Annotated in this window: 26 protein-coding genes; 17 read left to right on the forward strand and 9 right to left on the reverse strand. The window is 71.5% G+C overall.

Going from position 1 to position 25138, the window contains the following annotated elements; translation table 11 throughout:
- Positions 1-121: 121 nt before the first annotated feature.
- The 7 genes from QZ500_RS08140 (at position 122) to htpG (ending at position 6334) form a co-directional block, all read left to right on the forward strand.
- The gene (locus QZ500_RS08140) at positions 122-691 is read left to right on the forward strand and encodes an aminodeoxychorismate/anthranilate synthase component II (protein ID WP_295853586.1); all 570 of its coding nucleotides are present in this window, start codon (positions 122-124) and stop codon (positions 689-691) included.
- A gap of 99 nt (positions 692-790) precedes the next feature.
- The gene (gene trpD, locus QZ500_RS08145; protein WP_295853512.1) at positions 791-1828 is read left to right on the forward strand and encodes an anthranilate phosphoribosyltransferase; all 1038 of its coding nucleotides are present in this window, start codon (positions 791-793) and stop codon (positions 1826-1828) included.
- Positions 1829-1839: 11 nt separating this feature from the next.
- Complete coding sequence (gene trpC / locus QZ500_RS08150; RefSeq protein WP_295853515.1) at positions 1840-2631, forward strand: indole-3-glycerol phosphate synthase TrpC; 792 nt, start codon at positions 1840-1842, stop codon at positions 2629-2631.
- A gap of 64 nt (positions 2632-2695) precedes the next feature.
- Positions 2696-3430 (forward strand): uracil-DNA glycosylase, encoded by a 735-nt coding sequence (locus tag QZ500_RS08155; protein ID WP_295853518.1) that lies wholly within the window; start codon positions 2696-2698, stop codon positions 3428-3430.
- Positions 3431-3476: 46 nt separating this feature from the next.
- On the forward strand, positions 3477-3728 hold the full coding sequence (locus QZ500_RS08160) for a type II toxin-antitoxin system Phd/YefM family antitoxin (protein ID WP_295853520.1): 252 nt from the start codon (positions 3477-3479) through the stop codon (positions 3726-3728).
- Complete coding sequence (locus QZ500_RS08165; RefSeq protein ID WP_295853521.1) at positions 3718-4164, forward strand: putative toxin-antitoxin system toxin component, PIN family; 447 nt, start codon at positions 3718-3720, stop codon at positions 4162-4164. Before QZ500_RS08160 ends, QZ500_RS08165 begins: the two co-directional genes overlap by 11 nt.
- 100 nt (positions 4165-4264) lie before the next feature.
- Positions 4265-6334, forward strand: a complete 2070-nt coding sequence (gene htpG / locus QZ500_RS08170) for a molecular chaperone HtpG (RefSeq protein WP_295853524.1) — start codon at positions 4265-4267, stop codon at positions 6332-6334.
- Positions 6335-6469: 135 nt separating this feature from the next.
- Here the strand turns inward: htpG and QZ500_RS08175 are convergent, their stop codons facing one another.
- The gene (locus QZ500_RS08175; RefSeq protein ID WP_295853527.1) at positions 6470-8281 is read right to left on the reverse strand and encodes a sensor domain-containing phosphodiesterase; all 1812 of its coding nucleotides are present in this window, start codon (positions 8279-8281) and stop codon (positions 6470-6472) included.
- Positions 8282-8305: 24 nt separating this feature from the next.
- A complete protein-coding gene (ruvB, locus tag QZ500_RS08180) occupies positions 8306-9361 on the reverse strand; it encodes a Holliday junction branch migration DNA helicase RuvB (RefSeq protein WP_295853530.1) in 1056 nt (351 codons plus the stop codon).
- A 208-nt stretch (positions 9362-9569) separates the two neighbouring features.
- Between ruvB and QZ500_RS08185 the strand changes: the two genes are divergently transcribed.
- From QZ500_RS08185 to QZ500_RS08210, 6 genes are read left to right on the forward strand one after another with little or no spacing between them, the layout of a single operon-like run.
- Positions 9570-10181: a CDP-alcohol phosphatidyltransferase family protein gene (locus QZ500_RS08185; RefSeq protein WP_295853533.1), complete on the forward strand. Its 612-nt coding sequence runs from the start codon at positions 9570-9572 to the stop codon at positions 10179-10181.
- A gap of 19 nt (positions 10182-10200) precedes the next feature.
- Positions 10201-11964, forward strand: coding sequence for a bifunctional alpha/beta hydrolase/class I SAM-dependent methyltransferase (locus QZ500_RS08190; RefSeq protein ID WP_295853536.1), 1764 nt, complete (start codon positions 10201-10203; stop codon positions 11962-11964).
- The gene (locus QZ500_RS08195) at positions 11961-13322 is read left to right on the forward strand and encodes a phosphatase PAP2/dual specificity phosphatase family protein (RefSeq protein ID WP_295853539.1); all 1362 of its coding nucleotides are present in this window, start codon (positions 11961-11963) and stop codon (positions 13320-13322) included. The genes QZ500_RS08190 and QZ500_RS08195 overlap by 4 nt, the downstream gene beginning before the upstream one ends.
- On the forward strand, positions 13322-13834 hold the full coding sequence (locus tag QZ500_RS08200; protein ID WP_295853544.1) for a hypothetical protein: 513 nt from the start codon (positions 13322-13324) through the stop codon (positions 13832-13834). The genes QZ500_RS08195 and QZ500_RS08200 overlap by 1 nt, the downstream gene beginning before the upstream one ends.
- Positions 13819-14592, forward strand: a complete 774-nt coding sequence (locus QZ500_RS08205) for a lysophospholipid acyltransferase family protein (RefSeq protein ID WP_366762815.1) — start codon at positions 13819-13821, stop codon at positions 14590-14592. The genes QZ500_RS08200 and QZ500_RS08205 overlap by 16 nt, the downstream gene beginning before the upstream one ends.
- The gene (locus QZ500_RS08210) at positions 14592-15545 is read left to right on the forward strand and encodes a phosphatidate cytidylyltransferase (RefSeq protein ID WP_295853547.1); all 954 of its coding nucleotides are present in this window, start codon (positions 14592-14594) and stop codon (positions 15543-15545) included. Before QZ500_RS08205 ends, QZ500_RS08210 begins: the two co-directional genes overlap by 1 nt.
- Positions 15546-15564: 19 nt before the next feature.
- Here QZ500_RS08210 and QZ500_RS08215 read toward each other — a convergent pair whose 3' ends face one another.
- From QZ500_RS08215 to QZ500_RS08225, 3 genes are read right to left on the reverse strand one after another with little or no spacing between them, the layout of a single operon-like run.
- Positions 15565-16956 carry an amidohydrolase family protein gene (locus QZ500_RS08215; protein WP_295853550.1) on the reverse strand — a complete coding sequence of 464 codons (1392 nt, stop codon included), beginning with the start codon at positions 16954-16956 and terminating at the stop codon, positions 15565-15567.
- A gap of 13 nt (positions 16957-16969) precedes the next feature.
- Positions 16970-17734, reverse strand: a complete 765-nt coding sequence (locus tag QZ500_RS08220) for a sulfite exporter TauE/SafE family protein (protein WP_295853553.1) — start codon at positions 17732-17734, stop codon at positions 16970-16972.
- Positions 17735-17765: 31 nt separating this feature from the next.
- Entirely contained in the window at positions 17766-18752 is a 987-nt protein-coding gene (locus tag QZ500_RS08225; RefSeq protein WP_295853556.1) for a tripartite tricarboxylate transporter substrate binding protein, read from the reverse strand.
- Positions 18753-18851: 99 nt separating this feature from the next.
- On the opposite strand from QZ500_RS08225, the gene QZ500_RS08230 reads away from it, so the two are divergent.
- Entirely contained in the window at positions 18852-19616 is a 765-nt protein-coding gene (locus QZ500_RS08230) for a GntR family transcriptional regulator (RefSeq protein WP_295853559.1), read from the forward strand.
- Positions 19617-19629: 13 nt separating this feature from the next.
- Here the strand turns inward: QZ500_RS08230 and ruvA are convergent, their stop codons facing one another.
- The gene (ruvA, locus tag QZ500_RS08235) at positions 19630-20202 is read right to left on the reverse strand and encodes a Holliday junction branch migration protein RuvA (RefSeq protein WP_295853562.1); all 573 of its coding nucleotides are present in this window, start codon (positions 20200-20202) and stop codon (positions 19630-19632) included.
- A gap of 90 nt (positions 20203-20292) precedes the next feature.
- On the opposite strand from ruvA, the gene QZ500_RS08240 reads away from it, so the two are divergent.
- From QZ500_RS08240 to QZ500_RS08250, 3 genes are all read left to right on the forward strand, one after another.
- Positions 20293-21261, forward strand: a complete 969-nt coding sequence (locus QZ500_RS08240) for a PhoH family protein (protein ID WP_295853565.1) — start codon at positions 20293-20295, stop codon at positions 21259-21261.
- A gap of 47 nt (positions 21262-21308) precedes the next feature.
- The gene (gene ybeY / locus QZ500_RS08245; protein WP_295853567.1) at positions 21309-21758 is read left to right on the forward strand and encodes an rRNA maturation RNase YbeY; all 450 of its coding nucleotides are present in this window, start codon (positions 21309-21311) and stop codon (positions 21756-21758) included.
- 95 nt (positions 21759-21853) lie between these two features.
- Positions 21854-23242 carry an HD domain-containing phosphohydrolase gene (locus QZ500_RS08250; RefSeq protein ID WP_295853570.1) on the forward strand — a complete coding sequence of 463 codons (1389 nt, stop codon included), beginning with the start codon at positions 21854-21856 and terminating at the stop codon, positions 23240-23242.
- 42 nt (positions 23243-23284) lie between these two features.
- On the opposite strand, the gene dtd is transcribed toward QZ500_RS08250, so the two are convergent.
- From dtd to QZ500_RS08265, 3 genes are all read right to left on the reverse strand, one after another.
- A complete protein-coding gene (dtd, locus tag QZ500_RS08255; RefSeq protein ID WP_295853575.1) occupies positions 23285-23764 on the reverse strand; it encodes a D-aminoacyl-tRNA deacylase in 480 nt (159 codons plus the stop codon).
- A complete protein-coding gene (locus QZ500_RS08260; RefSeq protein WP_295853577.1) occupies positions 23761-24735 on the reverse strand; it encodes a cation diffusion facilitator family transporter in 975 nt (324 codons plus the stop codon). Before QZ500_RS08260 ends, dtd begins: the two co-directional genes overlap by 4 nt.
- Positions 24735-25138 (reverse strand): anti-sigma factor (locus tag QZ500_RS08265; protein WP_295853581.1); only part of this gene is annotated, 404 nt, incomplete at its 5' end. The genes QZ500_RS08265 and QZ500_RS08260, both read right to left, overlap by 1 nt.

The raw sequence follows: 25138 nt of genomic DNA on the forward strand, positions 1-25138 counted from the left end.
CCCGGACGGCCCGCCATTGCGGCAGGCGCTCCCCGGTCCCGGCGCCTTTTCCCGACTCGCAAGCCTGCAGCCCCCGCCGCCCCTGGCGCGGACCTGCGCACCGGAGAACCCCATGCTGCTGATGATCGACAACTACGACAGCTTCACCTACAACATCGTCCAGTACTTCGGCGAACTCGGCGCATCGGTGACGGTGGTCCGCAACGACGAGATCACCGTCGACGGCATCGCCGAGCGGATCGCCGCCGGCGTGGACCGGCTGGTCGTCTCGCCCGGGCCCTGCTCGCCGGCCGAGGCGGGCGTCTCGGTCGCCGCGATCCAGGCCTTCGCCGGCCGGTTGCCGATCCTCGGCGTCTGCCTGGGCCACCAGGCGATCGGCGCGGCCTTCGGCGGCCGGATCGTCCGGGCCGAGCAGCTGATGCACGGCAAGACCAGCGTCATCACCACCACGCAGAAGGGCGTGTTCGCCGGCCTGCCCGAGAAGTTCACCGTCAACCGCTACCACTCGCTGGCGATCGAGAAGACCGCGCCGCCCCCGGTGCTGGAGATCACCGCCTGGACCGACGACGGCGAGATCATGGGTGTGCGCCACAAGGAGCTGCCGATCGAAGGCGTGCAGTTCCACCCCGAGTCGATCCTGACCGAGCACGGTCACGCGATGCTCAAAAACTTCCTGGAGCAGACCGCCTGACCGCCGCGGCCTATCTGCTCTGTTTTCGATAGCTGCTGGCGCTTGTCCCCCCTGCGCTCGCGGCCTGAAACCTTCTCAAAAACCTGCCGGAGAGCGCCCATGCCCATCACCCCCCAGGAAGCGCTGCAGCGCACCATCGAGCACCGCGAAATCTTCCACGACGAGATGCTGCACCTGATGCGGCTGATCATGCGCGGCGAGCTGTCGCCGGTCATGGCCGCGGCCATCCTGACCGGCCTGCGGGTGAAGAAGGAAACCATCGGCGAGATCACCGCCGCGGCGCAGGTGATGCGCGAGTTCTCGACCAAGGTCGAGGTGGCCGACACCCGCCACCTGGTCGACATCGTCGGCACCGGCGGCGACGGCTCGCACACCTTCAACATCAGCACCTGCGCGATGTTCGTCGCCGCCGCGGCCGGCGCCAAGGTCAGCAAGCACGGCGGCCGCAGCGTCAGCAGCAAGAGCGGCAGCGCCGACGTGCTGGAGGCGCTCGGCATCGACATCCAGCAGAGCCCGGCGGCGATCGCCCGCAGCATCGCCGAGGTCGGCATCGGCTTCATGTTCGCGCCCAACCACCATCCGGCGATGAAGAACGTCGCGCCGGTGCGCAAGGAGCTGGGCGTGCGCACGCTGTTCAACATCCTCGGGCCGCTCACCAACCCGGCCGGCGCGCCGAACATCCTGATGGGCGTGTTCCACGCCGACCTGGTCGGTATCCAGGTGCGGGCGCTGCAGCGGCTCGGCGCCGCGCATGCGCTGGTGGTGTTCGGCAAGGACGGCCTGGACGAGGTGAGCCTGGGCGCCGCCACGCTGGTCGGCGAGCTGAAGGACGGCGTGGTCACCGAATACGAGATCCATCCGGAGGACTTCGGCCTCGCGATGGCGAGCAGCCGCTCCTTCAAGGTCGAGACGCCCGAGCAGTCGCAGCGCCTGCTGCGCGGCGTGCTCGACGGCAGCGAGACCGGCCCGGCGCGCGACATCGTGGCGCTGAACGCGGGCGCCGCGCTCTATGCCGCCGACGTGGCGCCGACGATCGCCGACGGCCTGGCACTGGCACGCCGCGCGATCGACAGCGGCGCGGCGACCGCCAAGCTGGCCGAACTGGTCGCGCGCCAGCCGCTGGCGGCGACCGCCTAACATCCCTGCCTATGTCCGACATCCTGAACCAGATCATCGACGTCAAACGCACCGAGATCGCCGCCGCCCGCAAGCGCCGGCCGCTCGAGGCGGTGCGCGCCGACGCCGAATCCCGCGTGCTGACCCGCGACTTCCTCGGCGCGCTGCGCGGCAAGATCGCCGCGGGCGACGCCGCCGTGATCGCCGAGGTGAAGAAGGCGAGCCCGTCCAAGGGCGTGCTGCGTGCCGACTTCGTTCCCGCCGACATCGCGCAGAGCTACGCCGAGCACGGCGCGGCCTGCCTGTCGGTGCTGACCGACCGCCAGTTCTTCCAGGGCGAGCCCGACTTCCTGAAGCAGGCGCGCGCCTCCTGCGACCTGCCGGTGCTGCGCAAGGACTTCATGGTCGAGGCCTACCAGGTCTACGAGGCCCGCGCGATGGGCGCCGACGCGATCCTGCTGATCGCGGCTGTCCTCGACGATGCGCAGATGGCCGACCTGGAGGCGATCGCCCACGGCCTCGACATGGCGGTGCTGGTCGAGGTGCACGACCGCGACGAACTGCAGCGGGCGCTGAAGCTGCGCACGCCGCTGGTCGGCATCAACAACCGCAACCTGCGGACCTTCGAGGTCACGCTCGACACCACGCTGGGCATGCTGGCCGACGTGCCGGCCGACCGGCTGCTGGTGACCGAGTCCGGCATCCTGGGGCGGGCCGACGTGCAGCGCATGCGCGACGCCGGCGTCCATGCCTTCCTGGTCGGCGAGGCATTCATGCGCGCGCCGGAGCCGGGCGAGGCGCTGGCGGCCCTGTTCGGCCGCTGAACGAACTTACTACCGAAACGATAGCGCCCTGCGCAGGCAGGGCGGGCGCAGGAGCCCGATTTCCATGCAAAACGACGCCCCCGCCGACCAGTTGCGTTCCGCCGACCCCGCCGACTGGCCGGTCGCCCCCGGCTGGCAGCCGCTGGTCGACGACTTCTTCGGCAGCCTGCCGGGCCAGACGCTGCTGTCCTTCCTGCAGGCCCGGCTCGACGCCGGCGCCACCATCTTCCCGCCGCAGCCGCTGCGGGCGCTGGAGCTCACGCCGCCGGAGCAGGTGCGGGTCGTGATCCTCGGCCAGGACCCGTACCACGGCCGCGGCCAGGCCGAGGGGCTGGCCTTCTCGGTCGCGCCGGGCGTGGCGCTGCCGCCGTCGCTGCGCAACATCTTCAAGGAGCTGCAGCGCGACCTGGGCACGCCGCCGCCCGCCTTCCCGGTGCCGGGCGGCAGCCTTGCCAAATGGGCGACCGGCGGCGTGCTGCTGCTCAACACCTGCCTGACGGTGGAGGAGGGCAAGCCCGCCAGCCACGCCGGCAAGGGTTGGGAAATCCTGACCGACGCGGTGATCCGCGCCGTGGCCGAGGGCGACCATCCGGTCGTCTTCATGCTGTGGGGCTCGCACGCCCAGAGCAAGCGCGCGCTGATCGACGCCACCCGCCACCGGGTGCTGACGGCCAACCATCCGTCGCCGCTGTCGGCCCTGCGCCCGCCGGTGCCGTTCATCGGTTGCGGCCATTTCTCGCAGGCGCGGGAATGGCGGGAGTTGCACGGCAGGCCGGGCGCGGCCGACAAGACCGCTTGAATCGAACGATTCGACTAAACTGAACGGTCATTGCGGGAGACCCACCATGCAGACGATGACCGCCAACCAAGCCAAGACCCAGTTCGGCGCCTTCGTGGACATGGCGCAGAAGGAGCCGGTCCGGGTGCTGCGCCACGAACGGGTCGTGGGGGTGCTGGTATCGCCCTCCGACTACGAGGCGATGCGCGCCTTCTATGCCGACCGGCTGGCCCGCACGCTCGACCGCACGGCCGCCGCGGCCGAGGCCGCCGGCCTGACGGACGGGCAGATCGACGCACTGCTCGCCGATGAAAGCTGATGCGTTGCGGGTCGTCGTCGATACGAATGTCCTGATCAGCGCCGCACTCTCCCGGACCGCACCGGCTGCGCGCATCGTGCGGCACTGCCTGGCGCAAGGCCGGCTGCTGTTCTCCGATGCGACCTTCGCGGAACTGTCGACCCGCCTGTGGCGGCCGAAGTTCGACCGCTATCTGAGCATCGAGGACCGCAAGCAGATCCTGCACGACGTCGGTGCCGTGGGCATTTGGGTCGATGTGCCGCCGGCGACCGCGGCCCGGCGCTTCAGCCGCGACCCGGACGACGACAAGTTCCTGCAGGTGGCGCTGGCCGGCGACGCGCAGTGGCTGGTCTCGGGCGACGGCGACCTGCTCGACCTGCGCTGGCCGCCCCCGCCGGTGGTGGCGTCGCCGGCCGATGCCTGGGCCGCATGGTCTGCGCCGGCCACCGGGTCTTGAAGAGCGCCGCTGCCGTCCCCACATCGCCGTGTCGCCTGCGGCACCGCCTGCCGGGCGCCGCATTCCTCCGTTTTCGCCATCCGCTTCCAACCGAACAGCCATGAGCAAACAAACCCTGTCGTTCCAGGCCGAAGTCGCGCAGCTGCTGCACCTGGTCACCCATTCGCTGTACTCCAACAAGGAGATCTTCCTGCGCGAGCTGGTCTCCAACGCATCGGACGCCTGCGACAAGCTGCGTTTCGAGGCGATCAACCAGCCGGCGCTGTACGAGGACCAGTCCAGCCTGGAAGTGCGCGTCTCCTTCGACAAGGACGCCAAGACCATCACCATCGCCGACAACGGCATCGGCCTGTCGCAGCAGGAGGCGATCGACAACCTGGGCACGATCGCCAAGAGCGGCACCAAGGACTTCGTCAGCAAGCTGACCGGCGACCAGAAGTCGCAGGCGTCCGAGCAGGGCCAGCTGATCGGTCAGTTCGGCGTCGGCTTCTACTCGGGCTTCATCGTGGCCGACAGGATCACGGTGGAGTCCCGCCGCGCCGGCCTGCCGGCCTCCGAGGGCGTGCGCTGGACCAGCGGCGGCGCCGGCGACTTCGAGGTGGAGCAGATCGAGCGCGCCCAGCGCGGCACCGCGGTGATCCTGCACCTGCGCGACGACGCCGAGGAATACCTCAACGCCTGGAAGCTCAAGCAGATCATCGCCAAGTATTCCGACCACATCAGCCTGCCGATCCTGATGGAGAAGGAAGAGTGGAAGGACGGCGAACTGCTGGTCCCCGGCGACGAGAACGGCGGCCGCCAGCCCGGCGGCATGGTCAAGACCGGCGAATGGGAGACCGTCAACAAGGCCAGTGCCCTCTGGACCCGCCCGAAGAAGGACGTGACCGAGGAGCAGTACACCGAGTTCTACAAGCAGATCAGCCACGACACCGAGCCGCCGCTCGCCTGGGCGCACAACCGGGTCGAGGGCAGCACCGAGTACACGCAGCTGCTCTACATCCCCGCCAGCGCGCCCTACGACCTGTGGAACCGCGACAGCAAGGCGGGCGTGAAGCTCTACGTCAAGCGCGTCTTCATCATGGACGAGGCCGAGGCGCTGCTGCCGTCGTACCTGCGCTTCGTCAAGGGCGTGATCGACTCGGCGGACCTGCCGCTCAACGTCAGCCGCGAACTGCTGCAGGAAAGCCGCGACGTGCGGTCCATCCGCGAAGGCAGCACCAAGCGGGTGCTGTCGATGCTGGAGGACCTGGCGAAGAAGCAGAAGACCGCGCCCGAAAGCGGCGAGGGCAAGATCGACATCGGCTCCGGCGAAGCGGTGCCCGCACCCGAGCCGACCGAGGGCGTGACCGACGTCGAGGACAAGAACGCTCCCGTGCCGGCGGCCGAGGTCGCTGCCAGCGCGGCCGACGACAGCGGCAAGTACGCCAAGTTCTATGCCGAGTTCGGCTCGGTGCTGAAGGAAGGCCTGGGCGAGGACTTCGCCAACCGCGAGCGCATCGCCAAGCTGCTGCGCTTCCCGTCCACCACGACCGACAGCGTCAGCGTCTCCTTCGCCGACTACAAGAGCCGGATGAAGGACGGGCAGGAGGCGATCTACTACATCACCGCCGACAGCCTGGCCGCTGCCAAGAACAGCCCGCAGCTCGAAGTCTTCAAGAAGAAGGGCATCGAGGTGCTGCTGATGACCGACCGGGTCGACGAGTGGGCGCTGAACTACCTGCAGGACTTCGACGGCACGCCGTTGCAGTCGGTCGCAAAGGGCGCGGTGGACCTCGGCAAGCTGCAGGACGAGGACGAGAAGAAGGCTGCGGAAGAAGCCGCCGAGGCGTTCAAGCCGCTGGTCGCCAAGCTGAAGGAAGCCTTGAAGGACAAGGCCGAGGACGTGCGCGCCACCACCCGGCTGGTCGATTCGCCGGCCTGCCTGGTGGTGCAGGAGCACGGCATGAGCACCCAGCTCGCCCGCATGCTCAAGCAGGCCGGCCAGAAGGCGCCGGAGAGCAAGCCGGTGCTGGAGGTGAATCCGGAGCATCCGTTGGTGAAGAAACTCGACGGCAGCGTGCATTTCCACGACCTGGCCCACATCCTGTTCGACCAGGCGCTGCTGGCCGAAGGCGGCCTGCCGGAAGACCCGGCGGCCTATGTGAAGCGGGTCAACGCACTGCTCGCCTGAAATTCGAGACTGAAATCGGCAGTCTGCGCAGGTGCTGCCTGCGCAGGTAGCTACGGTTTCGATAGCGAATGAAAAAGCCGCCGGTCCTTGAGGGGCCGGCGGCTTTTGCGTTCCGGGCGCTGCGCAGCATGCGCCTCAGGCGGAAGCGTCCTTCGGCAGTTTCGCCCGCAGGAAGGCCTCGGCATCGGGAACCTCCAGCGGCCGCGACAGGTAGTAGCCCTGCGCGCCCTCGCAGCCGGCCTGCTGGACCCGGCTGAGCGTCGCGGCGTCCTCCACGCCCTCGGCCAGCACCCGGAAGCCGAGCGAACGGCCGAGCGTGACCACCGAGCGGAACAGCCGCAGGGCGATCGGGTCGGCGGCGATGGGTGCGACCAGCGTACGGTCCACCTTCAGCAGCCGCGCCGGCATGTCGCGCAGGCAGGCGAGGTTGCTGTAGCCGACGCCGAAGTCGTCGATCGCGATGTGCACGCCCCGGCGGTGTAGCGACCGCAGGGTGCGCATCGCCTGCCGGCCGGTGGTGACCGCCGTCTCGGTGCATTCCAGGTGCAGCTGGCGCAACTCGACGCCGTGGGCCGCGCAGGCGCCGACCACCGTCTCGACGAAATCGGGCTGCTCCAGGTCGCGGGCGGAGACGTTCATCGCGACCGCCACCACCAGGCCCTGGTCGCGCCACAGCGCCTGCTGGCGCAGGGCCGCATGCAGCACCCAGCGGGTCAGCGCGTGGATCTGCACCGTCGCCTCGACCAGCGGAATGAAGTCGTTCGGCGGCACGTTGCCGTGCCGCGGATGGTGCCAGCGCAGCAGTGCCTCCACGCTGCGGAAGCGGCCGGACTCCAGGTCGAACTTGGGCTGGTACACCAGGCGCAGATGGCCCTCGGCCAGATGTCCGGGCAGGTCGCGCAGCAGGCCGAAGGCCCGCCGATGCTGCCGGTCGATGTCGGGATGGTGCCAGCCCACGAGGGCCCGGGTGCGCAGGGCTTCGTGCAGCGCGGAGGTGGCACGTCGCAGGGCGTCCTCGATATGGTCGGCGTCCAGCAGGACGCCGCCGCCGACCGCCGGCAGCGTGACCTCGGTGCCGTGCGAGATGAACGGCTCGCGCATCGCGCGGACCAGCGCTTCGGCGCGGGCCGCATGGTCGGCGGTACCGTCCTCGGGCAGCAGCAGGGCGAAGCAGGCGTCGGCGCTCTGGTAGAGCCGCACATCCGGCGGCAGCCAACCCTGCAGCCGGGCGGCGGCGGCGCGCAAACCCTCTTCCATGGGTTGGGTGCCGACGGCCCGCGCCATGCTGCGGATGTCGGCATGCGACATGACCTCGATCACCAGCAGCGCGCGGCGGGTCTGCGGCGCCACGCCGCCCAGGTCGCGCAGGTCGTCCATCAGCTGCGCCCGGTTGGGCAGGCCGGTGAGGTCGTGGCGCCGCCCCTGTTCCTGGTCGAGCGCGATCTCGCGCATCACCAGGGCGGCGAGGTCGCTCAGGCTGGCACGGTCGGCGGCATCGAAAGGGCGCGTACGCGGCGCCGGGTCGGCCACGCACAGCGTCCCGACCGCCTGGCCCGACGGCAGCACCAACGGCACGCCGGCATAGAACCGCACATAGGGTTCTCCGATCACCCGGGGGTGGCGGGCGTAGACCGGATCGGCGTGGGCGTCGTCGAGCACCAGCGCCTCGCCGCGCAGCAGCACCACGTTGCAGAGGTTGTCGGCCAGCGGCAGCTCGGTCATCGACAGGCCGATGCAGGATTTGAACCACTGCCGCCGCTCGTCGATCAGCGAGATCAGCGCGACCGCGGTCCCGAAGCGGTCGCGCGCCAGGCGGGCGATCCGGTCGAAGCGTTCGTTCGGCGGTGTGTCGAGCAGCCGGAGCGCCCGGACCGCGGCGAGCCGTTCTTCTTCTGATCCGGCGGGAACGGAAACGGGGAGGTCGGGCAGGGGCGGTTGCGGTTCCATGCGACGCTGTCCTTCGGGGGTCCTTCAGCCGAACAGTTCGGCGTTGCCTTTGGGGGGTGCCACGCCCAGGTGCCGGAACGCCGCCAGCGTGGCGATACGACCGCGGGTCGTGCGTTGCAGGTAGCCCTGCTGGATCAGGTACGGCTCGATCACGTCCTCGATCGTGCCCGCTTCCTCGCCGATCGAGGCGGCGATGTTGTCGAGCCCGACCGGGCCGCCGTCGAAGCGGTGGATCACCGCTTCCAGCAGCTTGCGGTCCATCACGTCGAAGCCCTGCGGATCGACGTCGAGCATCGCCAGCGCCCGGTCGGCGATGTCCTTGGTGATGGTGCCGTCGCCCTTCACGTCGGCGTAGTCGCGCACCCGGCGCAGCAGCCGGTTGGCGATGCGGGGCGTGCCGCGGCTGCGGCGGGCGATCTCGAAGCCGCCGTCGTCGTCCATCGGCGCGTTCAGCAGCGAGGCGCTGCGCTTGACGATGCGGGCCAGTTCCTCGGGCGTGTAGAACTCCAGCCGCGCCACGATGCCGAAGCGGTCGCGCAGCGGGTTGGTCAGCATGCCGGCACGGGTGGTGGCGCCGACCAGGGTGAAGGGCTGCAGGTCGAGCTTGATGCTGCGGGCAGCCGGCCCCTCGCCGATCATGATGTCGATCTGGTAGTCCTCCAGCGCCGGGTAGAGGATTTCCTCCACCACGGGGGAGAGCCGGTGGATCTCGTCGATGAACAGCACGTCGTTCTTCTCGAGATTGGTCAGCAGCGCGGCCAGGTCCTTGGGCTTCTCGAGCACCGGGCCGCTGGTCTGCCGCAGGTTCACGCCCAGCTCGGCCGCGACGATGTGGCTGAGCGTGGTTTTGCCGAGACCCGGGGGGCCGAACAGCAGCACATGGTCGAGCGCCTCGCCGCGCTTGCGGGCCGCGCCGATGAAGATCTCCAGCTGTTCGCGTGCCTTGGCCTGGCCGATGTACTCGTCGAGCAGCTTGGGGCGCAGGGCGCGCTCGATCGCCTCTTCCTGCGGTGAGGCGGGGGCGGCGGAGACCACGCGTCGGGCGGGCGCGGGGGCGAAGTCGTCGGTCTGGATGGTCATGGTGGGAAGAAGCGGCGCGCTGCAGGACAGGCCGCGGTGCAGCCTCGGCGCCGGACGGCCCGACCGGCGGCAGGCCGTGCACGACGGGCGACAGCGCGCAAGGCACACCGAAGTTTATAGTTCCGCCCGGCCTTGCGCCCTGCCGCTTCCGATTGACCGTCATGCCGTCGTACGCATGTCCAACGACCGCTTTCCGCGGATACCGCCCTTGTCCATCTACCAGTTGAAGCCGCGTTTCCAGGCCTTTCTCCGCCCGGCGGTCGGCCGCCTGTACCGGGCCGGCGTCACCGCGAACCAAGTGACGCTCGCGGCCTGCGCGGTATCGGTGGCGCTCGGGCTGTGGCTCTTCTTCGCGGCGCCGCCCGCTGCAGCCTTCGCGCTGGTGCCGGCCTGGATGCTGCTGCGCATGGCGTTCAACGCGGTCGACGGCATGCTGGCGCGGGAGTTCGGCCAGCAGAGCGCGCTCGGTGCGCTGCTCAACGAGCTGACCGACGTGCTGTCCGATGCGGCGCTGTACCTGCCGTTCGCGCTGGTGGCGCCGTTCGACGGCTTCTGGGTCGGCGCGGTGATCGTGCTGGCCGGGCTGTCGGAATTCGCCGGCGCGCTCGGCCCCACCATCGGTGCGAGCCGGCGCTACGACGGCCCGCTCGGCAAGAGCGACCGCGCCTTCGTGTTCGGTGCGCTCGGACTGTGGGTGGCGCTGGGCGGACCGATGCCCGACCTGGTCGCCTGGCTGATGCCGCTGCTGGCAGCGGGCGTGGCCTGGACGGTGGTGCGCCGCATGCGCGCGGCGCTGGCCGACGCCAGCCGCGCACCCTGACAAACCCGAGGAGGAGCCCATGCTGCGCACCGCAGGCGAACACCATTTCCGCACCCACGACGGCGTGGACCTCTTCTACCGGCACTGGCCGGCGGTCGGCGGCGCGCGGCGCGGCGCGGTCGTGCTGCTGCACCGCGGCCACGAGCATTCCGGCCGCATGGCGCACCTGGTCGACGAGCTGGACCTGCCGGACGTCGACTTCTTCGCCTGGGACGCCCGCGGGCATGGCCGCTCGCCCGGCGTGCGCGGCTTCAGCCCGAGCTTCGCCACCTCGGTGCGCGACCTGCAGACCTTCGCCGAGCACCTCGATGCCGCCCACGGCGTGGCCACGCCCGACCTGCACGTGGTGGCGCAGAGCGTCGGCGCGGTGCTGGCCGCCACCTGGGCGCACGACTACGCCCCGCCGGTGCGCGGGCTGACGCTCGCCTCGCCGGCCTTCAGCATCAAGCTCTACGTGCCGTTCGCGCGGCAGGGCATCGCGCTGCTGCAGCGGCTGCGCGGGCCGTTCTTCGTCAACAGCTATGTCAAGCCGCGCTTCCTGACGCACGACCCGGAGCGCATCGCCAGCTACGGCACCGACCCGCTGATCACCCGGCCGATCGCGTCGAACGTGCTGCTCGGCCTCTACGAGGCGGCCGACCGGGTGGTGGCCGACGCACAGGCGATCACGCAGCCGGTCCAGCTGCTGATCTCGGGCGCCGACTGGGTGGTGCGGCAGCAGCCGCAGATCGACTTCTTCGACCGGCTCGGCAGCCGGGTGAAGACCCGGCTCGACCTGCCGGGCTTCTTCCACGACACGCTCGGCGAGCGCGACCGCGCCCCGGCGGTGCGGGCGGTGCGCGACTTCGTCCTCGAGCGCTTCGCCGGTCCGCCGATCCCGGTGGACCTGCGGCAGGCCGACCGGCACGGCGCCACCGCCGACGAGGCGCGAGCCTTGGCGGCGCCGCTGCCGGCCCTGTCGCCGCGCGGCCTGTACTGGGCGGCGACCCGTGCCGGGCTGCGGCTGGGCGGCCGGCTGTCGCGCGGCATCGCGCTCGGCCATGCCACCGGTTTCGATTCGGGCAGCACGCTGGACTACGTTTACCGCAACACGCCCGAGGGCGCGCCGCTGGTCGGCCGTGCGATCGACCGGACCTACCTCGAGTCGATCGGCTGGCGCGGCATCCGGCAGCGCAAACTGCATGTCGAGGAGCTGCTGCAGGCAGCGATGCGCCGCGTCGCCGCGCAGGGCCGCGCCGTGCGGCTGCTGGACATCGCCGCCGGCCACGGCCGCTACGTGCTGGACGCGGTGCAGGCGAGCCCGGTGCCGGTGGCGTCGGTGCTGCTGCGCGACTACAGCGAGATCAATGTGCGCGACGGCCGGGCGCTGATCGCCGCGCGCGGGCTGGACGGCACCGCCCAGTTCGTGAAAGCCGACGCCTTCGACCGTGCCAGCCTGGCCGCAACGGTACCGCGCCCGACGGTCGCGGTGGTGTCGGGGCTGTACGAGCTGTTTCCGGACAACACCGCGGTGCAGCGCTCGCTGCACGGCGTGGCCGATGCGGTGGAGGAGGGCGGCTACCTGGTCTACACCGGCCAGCCGTGGCATCCGCAACTGGAGATGATCGCCCGGGCGCTCACCAGCCACCGGCAGGGCAGCGCCTGGGTGATGCGCCGCCGCACCCAGGCCGAGATGGACCAGCTGGTCGCCGCCGCGGGCTTCCGCAAGGTCGCGCAGCGGATCGATGAGTGGGGCATCTTCACCGTGTCGCTGGCCGTGCGGCAGGGCGCCGCCGCCGCATGACGCCACCGCCGAGGCCCTGGAAGCGCGCCGCCGCCTGGCTGGCGCTGCTCGGGCCGCTGTTCTACCTGAGCTATGGGCTGGCCAACCACTGGGCGGCGGGCCGGGCCGCGGTGCCGTCGGTGGTGTTCGACTGGGAGCGACAGATCCCGTTCTGGGCCTGGACCATCTTTCCATACTGGTCGATCAATGCGTTCTATGCGCTGTCGCTGTTCCTCGGCCGCACCCGCCACCAGGTGGACCGGCACGGCGCGCGGCTGCTGACGGTGCAGCTCGTGGCCGTCGCCTGTTTTGTCGTCTGGCCGCTGCATTTCAGCTTCGGCCAGCCGGCGGTGGAGGGCGCGCCGGCCTTCCTGTTCGCCGCGCTGCGCGGCTTCGACCAGCCGTTCAACCAGGCGCCGTCGCTGCACATCGCGCTGGCGGTCGTGCTGTGGGACTGGTACCGGCAGTTCGTGCGGCCGCGCTGGGCGCGGGTGCTGCTGCACGGCTGGACGCTGGCGATCTGCGCCTCGGTGCTCACCACCTTCCAGCACCATTTCATCGACATCCCGACCGGCGCGCTGCTGGGCGTGGCCTGCGTCTGGCTGTGGCCGCTGGAGCGCACGGTGGCGCTGCCGCGTGCCTGGCGCACCGCGCGCGATCCCCGGCGCCGCCTGCTGGCGGCCGGCTACGGCGCCGCGGCGGCGCTGTGCCTGGGCGCGGCGCTGCTGGTCGGCGGATGGGGTCTCTGGCTGTGCTGGCCGGCCGTATCGTTCGCCGTGGTGGCGCTGGCCTATGCGGGCCTGGGCGCGCGGGCCTTCCGCATGGACCGGCAGGGCCGCATGCACTGGTCGGCCCGCTGGCTGACCGGCCCGTACCGGGCGCTGGCCGCGCTCAACGTGTGGTGCTGGACCCGCCGGCTGCCGCCGGCTTCGGAGGTGCGGCCCGGCCTGTGGCTCGGCCGCATCCCGACCTACGGCGAATGGGTGCGGGCCGGCCGTCCGCGCCTGCTCGGCCTGTGCGCCGAGCGGCAACTGCCGCCAGTGCCGGACGCGCGCTGCCTGCCGATGCTCGACCTGGTGGTGCCGCCGCCGGGCCGGTTGCACCGTGCGGCCCTGATGCTGCAGGCGCAGCGGCAGGCCGGCGATGCGGTCTGGGTCTGCTGCGCGCTCGGCTTCTCGCGCAGCGCGGCGACCGTGGTCGCGTGGCTGGCCGCCCAGCCGGGCCAGGATGCCGCCGCTGCCGAAGCCGTGGTGCGGCAGGCCCGCCCGCAAGTGGTGCTCGGGCGGCGCTGGCAGGCGGCCTTGCATGCGGAGGTCGGTCCTGCGCCCACGCCCCGCCCATCCCTTCACCCCTTCGCTTCCCGACAGGAGTTCCCGTGATGACCGATGAAGACCGCGCGTTGGGCGCGGCCACTGCTGCCTGGCTGGATGCTGCGGCCGTTCCCGCCGCCTGGGGTCTGGCCCTGGCCGCCCTCGCCGTGGCGGTGCTGCTGGCGTTCGAATTTCCCGGCACCGCCGTACCGGCCGCGCTCGCCGCCGTGGCGGCGCTGGGCCTGCCGGAGCGCTATCTGGCGCTGCGCCTGCGCTTTGACGCCGGGCTGTTCCGTGCGTTGGCCGACGGCCGTATCGCGTCGCTGTCCGGCCTCGACGGCGCGCTGGCGGGGCTCGGACTGCGATCGGACACCGCCGCCACCGACGTGCGGCCGCTGCCCGACCGGGTGCAGGGCGCCCTGCGCCTGCTGCGCGTCCACCGCAACATCGTGCTGCTGCAGGCGGTCCTCGTGGCCGTCGCGCTCGGTGCTGTCCTGCTGCCGGCCGACGACGCCCCTGATGCCGGCCCGGCGTCCTTCGACATGACTTCCCGCGAGAACGCCCCATGGACCCCCACGTGAAGGACCGCGCCCGTGCCTGGGCGGCCGAAGCCGTCGGCCGGCTGATCGTGCTGTTCGCCCAGCTGCTGACCGGCCTGCGCGCGATAGGCTTCGACGCGACGCGCCACACCGGCCCGACGCTGTACTTCGCCAACCACACCAGCCACGGCGACTTCGTGCTGCTGTGGGCGACGCTGCCGCCGTGGCTGCGGGCCGTCACCCGGCCGGTCGCCGGCGAGGACTACTGGATGGCCTCGAAACTGCGGGCCTTCATCGGCCGCGACGTGTTCCGCGCGCTGATGATCCGCCGCGACGGCAGCGGCGCCGGCGGCAATCCGGTGGAGCAGATGGCCGAGGCGCTCGGCAACGGCGACTCGCTGATCATGTTCCCCGAGGGCACCCGCAACACCACCGAAGAGACGCTGCTGCCGCTGAAAAGTGGCCTCTACCACCTGGCCCGCGCCTGTCCCGACGTACACCTGGTGCCGGTCTGGATCGAGAACCTGAAGCGCGTCCTGCCCAAGGGCAAGCTGCTGCCGGTGCCGCTGGCCTGCACGCTGCGCTACGGCCCGCCGCTGGTGCTGGGCGCAGGCGAGGACAAGGCCGATTTCCTGGCGCGCGCCCGGCAGGCGCTGCTCGACATGCGGCCGGAGTACGACCGCGATCCGCCCCCGGCCCCGCCCTCGCCGCCGGCCCCGCCGGCAGCCGCCCCGGTCGATGCACCGCTGCCCGCCCTGCCGGCCGCGGCGCCGACATCTTCTGCACCGGAGGTCCGCTGATGTCCCTGCGCGAACCTTCCAACACCACCGCGCTGCTGTTCGGCGGCGTGGCCGCGGTCCTGCTGCTTGCGTCCGCCGCCGGCTGGTGGCTCAAGCGGCGCTTCGCCCACGGCCAGCCGCACCCGGTGGTCGACAACTTCAACCAGCGGGTGCAGGCTTGGTGGGTGATGGTCGCGGTGATCGGCCTGGCCTTCGCCTTCGGTAAGGGCGGGGTGATCCTGCTGTTCTACCTGATCTCGTTCTACGCGCTGCGCGAGTTCCTGAGCCTCGCCTACACCCGGCTCGGCGACCACAACGCGATGGCGCTCGCCTTCTTCATCGGCCTGCCGGTGCAGTACCTGCTGATCTGGATGGACTGGTACGGCCTGTATTCGATCTTCATCCCGGTCTACGCCTTCCTGGTGCTGCCGATCGTCTCGGCGGTCGCGGGCGACACCACGCGTTTCCTGGAGCGCACCTCCAAGGTCCAGTGGGGCCTGATGGTCTGCGTGTTCTGCATCAGCCACGTGCCGGCGCTGCTGACGCTCGACATTCCGGGGTTCGAAGGCCGCAACCTGCTGCTGATCGCCTTCCTGGTGATCGTGGTGCAGGGCAGCGACGTGCTGCAGTACATCTGGGGCAAGCTGCTCGGCCAGCGCAAGGTCGCGCCGCTGCTGTCGCCGTCGAAGACCTGGGAGGGCCTCATCGGCGGCATCGCCAGCGCCACGGTGCTCGGCGCGCTGCTGGCCTGGGCCACGCCCTTCACCTTCTGGCAGGCGGCTTTGCTCGCCTTCGTGATCTGCGTGATGGGCTTCTTCGGCGGGCTGGTGATGTCCGCGATCAAGCGCGACCGCGGCGTGAAGGACTGGGGCAGCATGATCGAGGGCCACGGCGGCATGCTCGACCGGCTGGATTCGGTGATCTTCGCCGCGCCGATCTATTTCCACGCGCTGCGGTACTGGTTCATGCCGTGAAGGCGCAGGCGCTCTGCGTTCACCGCCCGGCCGCCCGGTGCTGATACGACAGCGGATGGATCTTCTGGATCGGCGCACGGACCACGTCGTGGCGTGCGACGGCCCGCACCTCCTCCATCAGCGCCCGCGCGTCCCAGTCCACCGGCCAGCCCTTCCACAGACGGAGCCGCCCTGCAACCAGCACCGCCTCGATCTGGTCACGGGCCGCCAGGCGCACCAGTTCCCAGCCGAGGTCCCACGACGGGCACAGCTCCGGCACATCGAGGTCCAGCAACAGCAGATCGGCTGCCTGGCCTGCCGCGATGCGGCCGGTCACGCCGGACAGGCCGGCCGCGTCTGCGCCGCCCCCGGTCGCGTGCTGCGGCCACAGCCAGCCGCCCCCGCAGGAGGAGTCGCCGGTCGCCAGACCTCGGGTCAGGCGCTGGGCGGTCTCGGCCGCGTCCATCAGCCGGAAGCCATCGCTGCGGGTCCCGTCGGTGCCCAGGCCGAAGCGGATGCCGAGGGCCGCCATCAGCGGTGCATCGGCCACGGCATTGCCCTTCCAGCTACTTGCCACCGGGTTGTAGGCGACCGCGGTATCGCTGTCGCGCAGCAGCAGCAGTTCGTGCGGGGTGGCCAGGGTCGCATGCGCCACCAGCGTCTGCGGTCCGAGCGCCCCGACCGCCGCCAGATGCTCCAGCGGTCGCTGGCCACGTGAGACCAGCGACCGCTCGACCGAGGCCAGATGCTCGTTGACATGGATCTGGAACACGACGCCGGCTTCCGCCGACAGGCGGGCGATCGCGTGCAACTGGGCGTCCGATGCCGCCTCGGGCGTGGAGATCGCCAGCGACGGATGCAGCAGCGGCTGGCCCGGGAAGGCGGCCAGGTGCGTCTCCGCCTTGGCCAGCAGCGCCTGGCGGCCCGTCTCGTCGCCGCCGGCGTCGTTGCAGGTGAGGGCCAGCACGCAGCGGATGCCCGCTTCGCGCGTGGCGTCGGCGATCGCATCCAGCCCTTCCTTGGCGCGGGTGCCGGCATCGCACACGGTCGTGAAGCCGCCGCGCAGGGCTTCGAGCGACGCCAGCTTGGCGGCTAGGTGCAGGCTGCGGGCGTCCAGGCTCGCTTCCAGCGGCACCCAGATGCGGCGGAAGATCTCCGACGGCTCGCCGAAGGCCAGCGCCTTGCCGAACGACTGGGTGAGGTGGTGGTGCACGTCCACGAAGCCGGGCATCAGCAGCCGGTGCGGCGGTTCCAGCGGAACCAGGTGCGGATGGCGTTCGCGCAGCACGTCCAGCGGTGCCACGGCGGTGATGGTGCCGGCGGCGATGTGCAGCGCCCGGCCCTGCACCGGGCCTTCCTCCAGCAGCATCCAGTCGGGCGCGATCAGCAGTTCGTCGGCCTGCAGCGCCCGGCGCAGCGTCTCGGGGTTCATCGTGTCGTCTCCGTCAGGTCAGGGTATGGAAGGCGTACCAGAGGCCCAGCAGCACCAGCAGCCCGCCCAGCAGGCGCCGCAGCAGCAGGATCGGCATGCGCGCGGCCAGTCGGTCGCCCACCAGCCAGCCGGCCACCAGCACCGCCCCGAGGGTGGTGCCGAGCCGCCAGTCGAGCTGGCCGGCCCAGGCGTTGACGGCGGTGGCCGCGAGCGCGATCGGCAGCTGCACCGCCTGCGCCATGGCGATGGCTGCACGGGTCGGCGTGGACAGCCAAACCAAGGCCGGCAGCAGCAGGATCGGGCCGCCGGTGCCCGACCAGGCCGACCCGATGCCGACCGCCAGCCCGATTCCCGCCAGCATCCCGGGCGTGGCCCGCGGCGCGGCGTCCTCCGGAACCGCGCGGCCGAGCAGGCTCTGCAGGCCGCTGCCGAGCGACAGCGCCGCGAGCGCCAGATGCATGCCGGTGCCCGACACCCACGGCAGGCTGAGCGCCCCCAGCGCCGCGCCGAGCAAGGCCGCAACCTGCAGCGCCAACAGGGGGTGTCGTGCCGGCGGTGCTGCGCCCGGCGCCGCCGTGGTCGCGCGGCGGACCGTGCGGAAACGCCAGGTGGCGATCAGGCCGGTGAACAGGAACGCCAGCGTGGACGCCGGTACCGCGCGGGTCAGGGGCATGTCCGCCAACACGCTCAAGCCGGGGACCACCGCCACGCCGCCGATGCCGGTCAGGCCCACGCAGACACCCGCGCAGAGCACCAGGACGACGATGGCGACACTCATGAGGCAGGGCGCCGAGGGAGGGTGACGGTCATCAGTCGAGCTTGATGCCGGCCGCGGCGATCACCGGCGCCAGCGACTGCTTTTCCCGCGCGAGGTAGGCGGCGAACTGCGCCGGTGCGAGCGCGAACGGCTTCAGCCCCGCGTCACCGAGCTTGCGCTGGATGTCCGGTTCCGCCAGTACCGCCGCGGTTTCGGCCGCCAGCCGGTCGACGATGGCGCGGTCGACTTGCGCCGGCGCCAGCAGGCCGTACCACGATTCGATCTCCACGGCCTTCAGTTCGGGCGTCTCGGCCAGGGCCGGCGTATCGGGCAGCGATGCCCAGCGCTGGCGCGAGGTCACGCCGTACGCCCGCACCTTGCCGTCCTTGATGAAGGGCTGCGCCAGCGTGACCGGCAGCACCGCCAGTTCGATCTGGTTGCCGGCGAGCTCGGTCAGAACCTGCGGCCCCGCCTTGTAGGGCACGTGCACCATGTCGAGGCGTGCGGTCTGCTTGATCAGCTCGGCGGTGACGTGCATCGAGGTGCCGACGCCGTCGGTGCCGTAGTTCAGCTTGCCGGGTTCTGCACGGACCAGCGCCAGCAGTTCCGCGGTGGTCTTCGGCGCGAGCGCCGGCTTGCCGACCAGCACGAAGGGCGCGACTGCGACCGGCGAGACCGGCACCAGATCCTTCAGCGCGTCGTACTTCACGGTGCCGGGCGACACCAGCGGCGCCACGCTGATCGGACTGGCGACGGCGAACAGCAGGGTGAGGCCGTCGGGCCGTGCGCGCACGACGCGCTGCGTGCCGATGGTGCCGGCTGCGCCGACGGTGTTCTCGATGACGAACGGCTGTTTGAGCCGCTCGGCCAGGCGCGGCAGCACGATGCGGGCAGCCACGTCCACGCTGCCGCCCGCCGGGAACGGCACCACCACCGTGACCGGCCCGGCGGGCCAGGGGGCCTGCGCGATACTCTTCGCCGCCGTGGCAGCCAGCACGACCGCGAGCGCCGCCGCCGTCCAGAACTTCGCCTGTTTCATGATCCACTCCAGAGCTGTAGAACAGAAAACGCACCACCGTGGCGCGAATCTAACTTGTTATGACAAGTTAGGACAAGTGGTGCAAACAGCATGCCAGGCATGAATGCCCGTGCGGCGACAGCGCCGCGCGCCGGTCTAGTGCAGTCCGCACAGGCGCTGTACGCGCAGCTGCGCGACCGGCTGAAGGCCGAGATCCTCGACGGCCGGCGCCCGCCGGGCGACCGGCTGCCCTCCGAGGCGGAGCTGACCGCGCAGTACGGCGTGAGCCGCATCACGGTGCGGCAGGCGCTGAACGACCTGCAGAAGGAGGGCTTGGTGGTCAAGGCCCACGGCAAGGGCAGCTTCGTCGCACAACCTGCCGTCGCGCAGGACCTGACGCAGCTGCGCGGCCTGTCGGAATCGCTCGCCGGCGACGGTCGCAGCGTGCACGGCCGGGTGCTCGCCTTCCGGCAGGGCCGGGCCCGGGGCGAGGTCGCCACGCACCTGGGCCTGGCCCCGGGCACGGCCGTGATGCAGCTGCAGACGCTGCGCTACCTGAACCGCGAGCCGCTGTCGCTCAACCACTCCTGGATGCCGCAAGCGATCGGCGAGCGCCTGGCCCGGGCGGATCTGGCCAACCGGGACATCCTGTCGATCTACGAGAACGAACTGGGCCTGGCGGTGCACCACGCCGACCTGTCGATCGCCGCAGCGCTGGCGACGGCGACCGAAGCGCGGTGGCTGGCCGTGGAGGCCGGCAGCGCGGTGCTGCAGGTCGAGCGCGTGGTGCATGCGGCCGACGGCGCCGCGCTGCACTTCGAGCACACCGTCTACCGGGCCGACCGCTTCCGCTACCAGCTGACGACGGCGCGCCGCGCGCCGTGACGGCCGGCGTCGCCTACTTCGCCAGTGCCTTCAGCGCCTGCTTGATCCCCTCGCTCACCCCCACGTCCGCCGGCAGTGCCTTCAGCGCGGCGGCGGCTTCCTTGTCGTTGTAGCCGAGCGCCAGCAGCGCCTGCAGGATGTCGGCCTGGGCGTCGCTCGCGACCGTCGCCGGGCCGCCCAGTGCGTCGCCGAGCTTGCCCTTCAGTTCCAGCAGCAGCCGCTCGGCGGTCTTCTTACCGATGCCCGGCACCTTCACCAGCCGGCCGGACTCCTGCAGCGTGACCGCCTGCGCCAAGTCCGAAACGCCCATGCCCGACAGCACCGCGAGCGCCATGCGCGGCCCGATGCCCGAGATGCGGATCAGCTGGCGGAAGGCGTCGCGCTCGTCGGCGGTGGCGAAGCCATAGAGCAGCTGCGCGTCCTCGCGCACCACGAAATGGGTGAGCAGCGTCACCCGTTCGCCGAGCGCGGGCAGCTGGTAGAAGGTGCTCATCGGCACATCGACCTCGTAGCCGACGCCGTGGCAGTCCACCAGCACCTGGGGTGGGTTCTTCTGGGCCAGCAGGCCCTGCAGTCGTCCGATCATGGGGGCCGCCGATACGCGAGTACACGAGACAAAAAGGGGAGCCGGCGACAATACCAGCCCTTCGCCGCCGCTGCCCGACCCGCCCCCTCCATGATCCTGCGCCACACCTTCACGCCCCACAACAACCTGCGGCTGGGCCACCTGTGCGGCCCGATGGACGCCCACCTGCGCACCATCGAGATCGCGCTCGACGTGAAGATCGCGCACCGCCACGAGCAGTTCAAGGTCGACGGGCCGAAGGCCAAGGCGCAGCAGGCGATGGAACTGCTGCAGGCGCTCTACGAGCGGGCCGAGCGGCCGATCGAGCCGGACACGCTGCAGCTGATGCTCGCGGGCGACAGCGAGCTCTCGTCGCCCGGCGGCCAGGGCCAGGTGCTCACCACCCGGCGCGCCGACCTGCAGGCCCGCACCGCCGGCCAGACGCTCTACCTCGACAACATCGCGACGCACGACATAACCTTCGGCATCGGTCCGGCCGGCACCGGCAAGACATATCTCGCGGTAGCCGCGGCGGTCGATGCGCTGGAGCGCGCCGCGGTGCAGCGCATCGTGCTGACCCGCCCGGCGGTGGAGGCCGGCGAGCGGCTCGGCTTCCTGCCGGGCGACCTGAGCCAGAAGGTCGATCCCTACCTGCGGCCGCTCTACGACGCGCTCTACGACCTGATGGGTGTCGACCGGGTGCAGAAGGCTTTCGAGCGCAATGCGCTGGAGATCGCGCCGCTCGCCTTCATGCGCGGCCGGACGCTCAACAACGCTTTCGTCATCCTCGACGAGGCGCAGAACACGACGCCCGAGCAGATGAAGATGTTCCTGACCCGGATCGGCTTCGGCTCCAAGGCGGTGGTGACCGGCGACGTGAGCCAGATCGACCTGCCGCAGGGTGCGCTGTCGGGCCTGATCGATGCCGAGCGGGTGATGAAGCGGGTCAAGGGCATCGCCATCACCCGTTTCACGACCGCCGACGTGGTGCGCCACCCGCTGGTGGCGCGCATCGTCGATGCCTACGAGGCGGCCGGCCGCGCGCCGGCGGCCCGCGCCGTACCGCCGCGGCGCTCCTGATTCGATAGCGCCTTGCGCCCGTCCCACCTGCGTTGGAAGCCGATTCGATGCTCGAAGACCTGACCCTGTCCCTGCAATTTGCCCGTTTTCCCGAGGCGGCGCTGCATCGCGCTGCTTTGCCGCGCGCCAAGGTTGCGCGCTGGATCCGCCATGCGCTGGAGGCGCCGGGCGAGATCACGGTGCGGATCGTCGATGCCGAAGAAGGCCAGGCGCTCAACCGCGACTACCGGCAGAAGGACTATGCGACCAACGTGCTGACCTTCGACTACACGCAGGCGCCGGTGGTGACGGCCGACCTAGTCCTGTGCGCGCCGGTCGTCGCACGCGAGGCGGCCGAGCAGGGCAAGCCGCTGCAGGCCCACTACGCCCACCTGCTGGTCCACGGCACGCTGCACGCCCAAGGCTGGGACCACGAGACCGGCGACGCGGACGCCGAGGCGATGGAAGCGCGCGAGGTGGAGATCCTCGCGCGGCTGGGCTACCCCAGCCCGTACTGACGGTCTGCTGACGGGCGCAGTCTGCCTGTCAGCCATGCGCCGCAGCCGCGTGTGGCTAGCGCTACCATCGTGCGGACTGCGCGTTTTCCGCACCGATGCATTCCTCCCCCGACCTTCCCGACATCCCCGACGACACCCATTACCGCCGGGCCTTCGGCGCGATGTGCGACCGCAGCGTGGTCAGCGCGCAGGCGGCGATCTATGCCGAGAACGGCAACAAGCTGCTGGAGGCCGGCGCGCGGATCGACAGCGCGCTCTACGCCCGCCTGGTGCGCCACCGTCTGAGCCACCCGATCGACCAGCAGATCGGCATCGAAGGCATGGTGACGCTGCAGGACCTCGAGGCCCGCGCACGGGCGCTGGCCGAGCGGTCCGCCCTGGTGCGCCGGATGGTGCAGGCGCTCGGCAGCACCGACCCGCTGGTGGTGCCGCTGCGGACCGTGCCGCTGCCCGGCGCCTTCGCGCTGCGGCTCACGCTGATGCGGGACCGCTATCCGCAGCTGCTCGACCTGAGCCTGAAAACCACGATGGTCGCGCTCTACCTCGGCCGGCGCGCCGGCAACGGCGAACGCCAGATCGCCGCGCTGGCCGCCGCAGGGCTGCTGCACGACCTCGGCATGCTGCACATGGACCCGGCCTGGCTGGCGCCCCACCGCACGATGAGTGCGGCCGAGCGGCGGCACCTGCGGGCCCACCCGATCACCGGCATGCTGCTGCTGCGCGAGCAGGGCGGCTATACGCCGGAGGCCGTCGCGGCGGTGTTCGAGCACCACGAACGGCTCGACGGCAGCGGCTACCCGCGCGGCCTGCGTGGCGGCGCCATCTCGCCGCTCGGCCAGACCTTGATGCTGGCGGAACTGGCCGCCGCGCTGTCGGCCAAGTTCGGCGAGGCGGCGATCTACCGCCTGGGGCTGGTGCTGCGGCTCAACCAGCGCGGCCTGCCCGCGGCCGCGACCGGCGAGATCCTGGCGCTGCTGCGCGACGCAACACCTGTGGGTGCCGCCCCCGAGGCGCACGCCGCCCCGCAACAGCATTTCGAGCAGCTGGCCGCGGCCTTCGACCGCTGGAGCGAACTGCAGCCACCGGCGGGCGGCGGCGCATCGGCGGCAGCTACGGCCACGCCGGCCCACGCTTGGCTGAGTGCCCGCCTGGCCGGCCTGCGTCGGGTGCTGACGGAAGCCGGCGGCGACCCGGACGAGCCCGCCTACCTGCTGGCCCAGGCCGACGACGAAGACCCGCACCACCGGGCCGACGCCGACGCGGTGGGACGCGAGGCGCTGTGGCAGCTGGGCGCGATCAGCCGCGAGGCCTTGCAGCGCTGGCCGGCGCTGGCAGCGGGGGAAACGGCGGAGGCCAGCGATATGCCGTCGCCTTCGCTTCCGCCCGGCGATGCGGCGGTGGCCGCCTGGTGCGGCTGGGTGCTGGGCGCGCTGCCGGTGGGGCCTGCCGTGCTGCCCTCGTCGCCGACCGGCGCAGACACCTGAATCGCTGCCTGGGACGCCCGGTCGGCGTCGTCCGGTGACTTTTTAGCGGTGCTTGGGCGGCACATCCGCCACCGCCAGGGCCGGCGCGATCCGCAACGGCACCGTCACCGGCCCGTCGTTGACCAGATGCACCTGCATGTCCGCCCCAAACCGCCCGGTGGCCACCACCGGATGCGCGGCCCGGGCGGTGGCGACGAAGGCGTCGTACAGGCGGCGCCCCTCGTCCGGCGCGGCGGCGGCGGTGAAGCTCGGCCGGTTGCCGCTGCGGGTGTCGGCGGCCAGGGTGAACTGGCTGACGATCAGCAGGCCGCCGGCGGTGTCCTGCAGGCTGCGGTTCATCTTGCCGGCGTCGTCCTGGAAGATGCGCAGCCGCAGCAGCTTGGCCAGGAGCCGGTCGCCTTCGGCTGCCGTATCGCCGCGCTCGGCGCAGACCAGCGCCAGCAAACCCGGGCCGATCGCGCCGACGGTGTCGCCGGCGATCTCCACGCGGGCCTCGCGGACACGTTGCAGCAGGGCGATCATGGGCGGGCATCCTTCGGTTGGGGTGTGGCGGCGGGAGCCGGATCGGGCAGGGCGTCGTCGTCCTCGTCGGGATGGGCCTCGACCTCGTGGGACAGCAGCTGGATGCTGACGCGCAGCCCGGGCACCGCCGCCCGCAGCGCGGCCTCGACGGCGGCCCGGCGTTCCACCGCGCGGCCGAGCGGCCATCCCGCCGGCAGGTGCAGGTGCAGGTCGGCAAAATGCCGGCTGCCGGCGCGGCGGGTGCGCAGGTGGTCGATGCGCAGCGCCGGCCCGGCCTCGATGCCCAGCCGGTCGAGCGTCGTGCGGATCGCCGCCTGCACCTCCGGCTCGGCGGCCTCGTCCATCAGCCCCTGCGCCGCGCGCCAGACCAGCCGGCCGCCCTCGTGCAGGATATTGAGCGCCACCGCGAGGGCGACCGCCGGGTCGAGCCAGAGCCAGCCGGTCGCGTGGACCAGCACGATGCCCAGCACCACGCCGGCCGAGGTCCAGACATCGGTGACCAGATGGCGACCGTCGGCTTCCAGCGCAGCCGAGCGGTGCCGGCGCGCGGCCTGCAGCAGCACCCAGGCAAGCAGGCCGTTGAGCACGGTGCTGCCGAGCGACAGCGCCAAGCCCCAGCCGATCTGCTCCAGCAGCTGCGGTGCCCGCAGCCGGCCGGCGGCGGTCCAGACGATGGCGCCGGCGGCCACCAGGATCAGCATGCCCTCGAAGCCCGAGGCGAAGTATTCGGCTTTGTGGTGGCCGTAGGGATGGTCGTCGTCGGCCGGTCGGGCGGCGATCGCCACCATCGCAAGGCCGAACAGCGCGCCCGCCAGGTTGACCACCGACTCCAGCGCATCGGAGAGCAGCCCGACCGAGCCGCTGACCCACCAGGCGCCGGCCTTCAGGGCGATGGTCGCCAGCGCCACCACCGCCGACAGCTGCAGCAGCCGGGCCGGCGGCAATGCGATGAGGCGGTCGGGCCCGACCATCAGGTGACCTTCACCGCCCGGCCGATGAACTGGATCGGGCCGGTCGGCCGTCCGGTCGGCGAGCCGGTGGACGGCTCCAGCGTCAACTCGAACAGCTGGTGGGGCTGCAGCGGCGGCAGCGTGTCGAGCGGCACCCGGACCGTCTGGCCCGGCCGCACCAGCCCGAGCGACACCGGCGCCTGCCAGCCGTCGGCCTTGGTCCAGAACTGCAGAGCCTTGTCGGCCGGCACGGAGGCGCTGCCGAGCGGGATCAGCTCGATCGACTGGGCGGACCGGGCCTGCACCACCCAGCCGGGCGCCTGGTCCTGCGGCGCGACCAGCACCACCAGGTACTGCGTCGTGGCGGGCGGCGCCGCTTCGCGGCCGACGAGGACGGCCGCGAGGACCGCTGCGGCGGCGAAAC

This window comes from uncultured Xylophilus sp., from assembly GCA_913776965.1.
GTDB lineage: Bacteria > Pseudomonadota > Gammaproteobacteria > Burkholderiales > Burkholderiaceae_C > Xylophilus.

Coding starts and splice junctions, on each gene's coding strand:
- QZ500_RS08205 (WP_366762815.1), top strand. CDS start 13,819: ATGGACCCCCACGTGAAGGACCGCGCCCGTGCCTGGGCGGCCGAAGCC.
- QZ500_RS08140 (WP_295853586.1), top strand. CDS start 122: ATGATCGACAACTACGACAGCTTCACCTACAACATCGTCCAGTACTTC.
- ruvB (WP_295853530.1), bottom strand. CDS start 9,361: ATGACCATCCAGACCGACGACTTCGCCCCCGCGCCCGCCCGACGCGTG.
- QZ500_RS08225 (WP_295853556.1), bottom strand. CDS start 18,752: ATGAAACAGGCGAAGTTCTGGACGGCGGCGGCGCTCGCGGTCGTGCTG.
- QZ500_RS08175 (WP_295853527.1), bottom strand. CDS start 8,281: ATGGAACCGCAACCGCCCCTGCCCGACCTCCCCGTTTCCGTTCCCGCC.
- QZ500_RS08240 (WP_295853565.1), top strand. CDS start 20,293: ATGATCCTGCGCCACACCTTCACGCCCCACAACAACCTGCGGCTGGGC.
- QZ500_RS08155 (WP_295853518.1), top strand. CDS start 2,696: ATGCAAAACGACGCCCCCGCCGACCAGTTGCGTTCCGCCGACCCCGCC.
- QZ500_RS08210 (WP_295853547.1), top strand. CDS start 14,592: ATGTCCCTGCGCGAACCTTCCAACACCACCGCGCTGCTGTTCGGCGGC.
- dtd (WP_295853575.1), bottom strand. CDS start 23,764: ATGATCGCCCTGCTGCAACGTGTCCGCGAGGCCCGCGTGGAGATCGCC.
- htpG (WP_295853524.1), top strand. CDS start 4,265: ATGAGCAAACAAACCCTGTCGTTCCAGGCCGAAGTCGCGCAGCTGCTG.
- ybeY (WP_295853567.1), top strand. CDS start 21,309: ATGCTCGAAGACCTGACCCTGTCCCTGCAATTTGCCCGTTTTCCCGAG.
- QZ500_RS08215 (WP_295853550.1), bottom strand. CDS start 16,956: ATGAACCCCGAGACGCTGCGCCGGGCGCTGCAGGCCGACGAACTGCTG.
- QZ500_RS08190 (WP_295853536.1), top strand. CDS start 10,201: ATGCTGCGCACCGCAGGCGAACACCATTTCCGCACCCACGACGGCGTG.
- QZ500_RS08165 (WP_295853521.1), top strand. CDS start 3,718: ATGAAAGCTGATGCGTTGCGGGTCGTCGTCGATACGAATGTCCTGATC.
- QZ500_RS08200 (WP_295853544.1), top strand. CDS start 13,322: ATGACCGATGAAGACCGCGCGTTGGGCGCGGCCACTGCTGCCTGGCTG.
- QZ500_RS08230 (WP_295853559.1), top strand. CDS start 18,852: ATGAATGCCCGTGCGGCGACAGCGCCGCGCGCCGGTCTAGTGCAGTCC.
- trpC (WP_295853515.1), top strand. CDS start 1,840: ATGTCCGACATCCTGAACCAGATCATCGACGTCAAACGCACCGAGATC.
- QZ500_RS08220 (WP_295853553.1), bottom strand. CDS start 17,734: ATGAGTGTCGCCATCGTCGTCCTGGTGCTCTGCGCGGGTGTCTGCGTG.
- trpD (WP_295853512.1), top strand. CDS start 791: ATGCCCATCACCCCCCAGGAAGCGCTGCAGCGCACCATCGAGCACCGC.
- QZ500_RS08260 (WP_295853577.1), bottom strand. CDS start 24,735: ATGGTCGGGCCCGACCGCCTCATCGCATTGCCGCCGGCCCGGCTGCTG.
- ruvA (WP_295853562.1), bottom strand. CDS start 20,202: ATGATCGGACGACTGCAGGGCCTGCTGGCCCAGAAGAACCCACCCCAG.
- QZ500_RS08195 (WP_295853539.1), top strand. CDS start 11,961: ATGACGCCACCGCCGAGGCCCTGGAAGCGCGCCGCCGCCTGGCTGGCG.
- QZ500_RS08160 (WP_295853520.1), top strand. CDS start 3,477: ATGCAGACGATGACCGCCAACCAAGCCAAGACCCAGTTCGGCGCCTTC.
- QZ500_RS08250 (WP_295853570.1), top strand. CDS start 21,854: ATGCATTCCTCCCCCGACCTTCCCGACATCCCCGACGACACCCATTAC.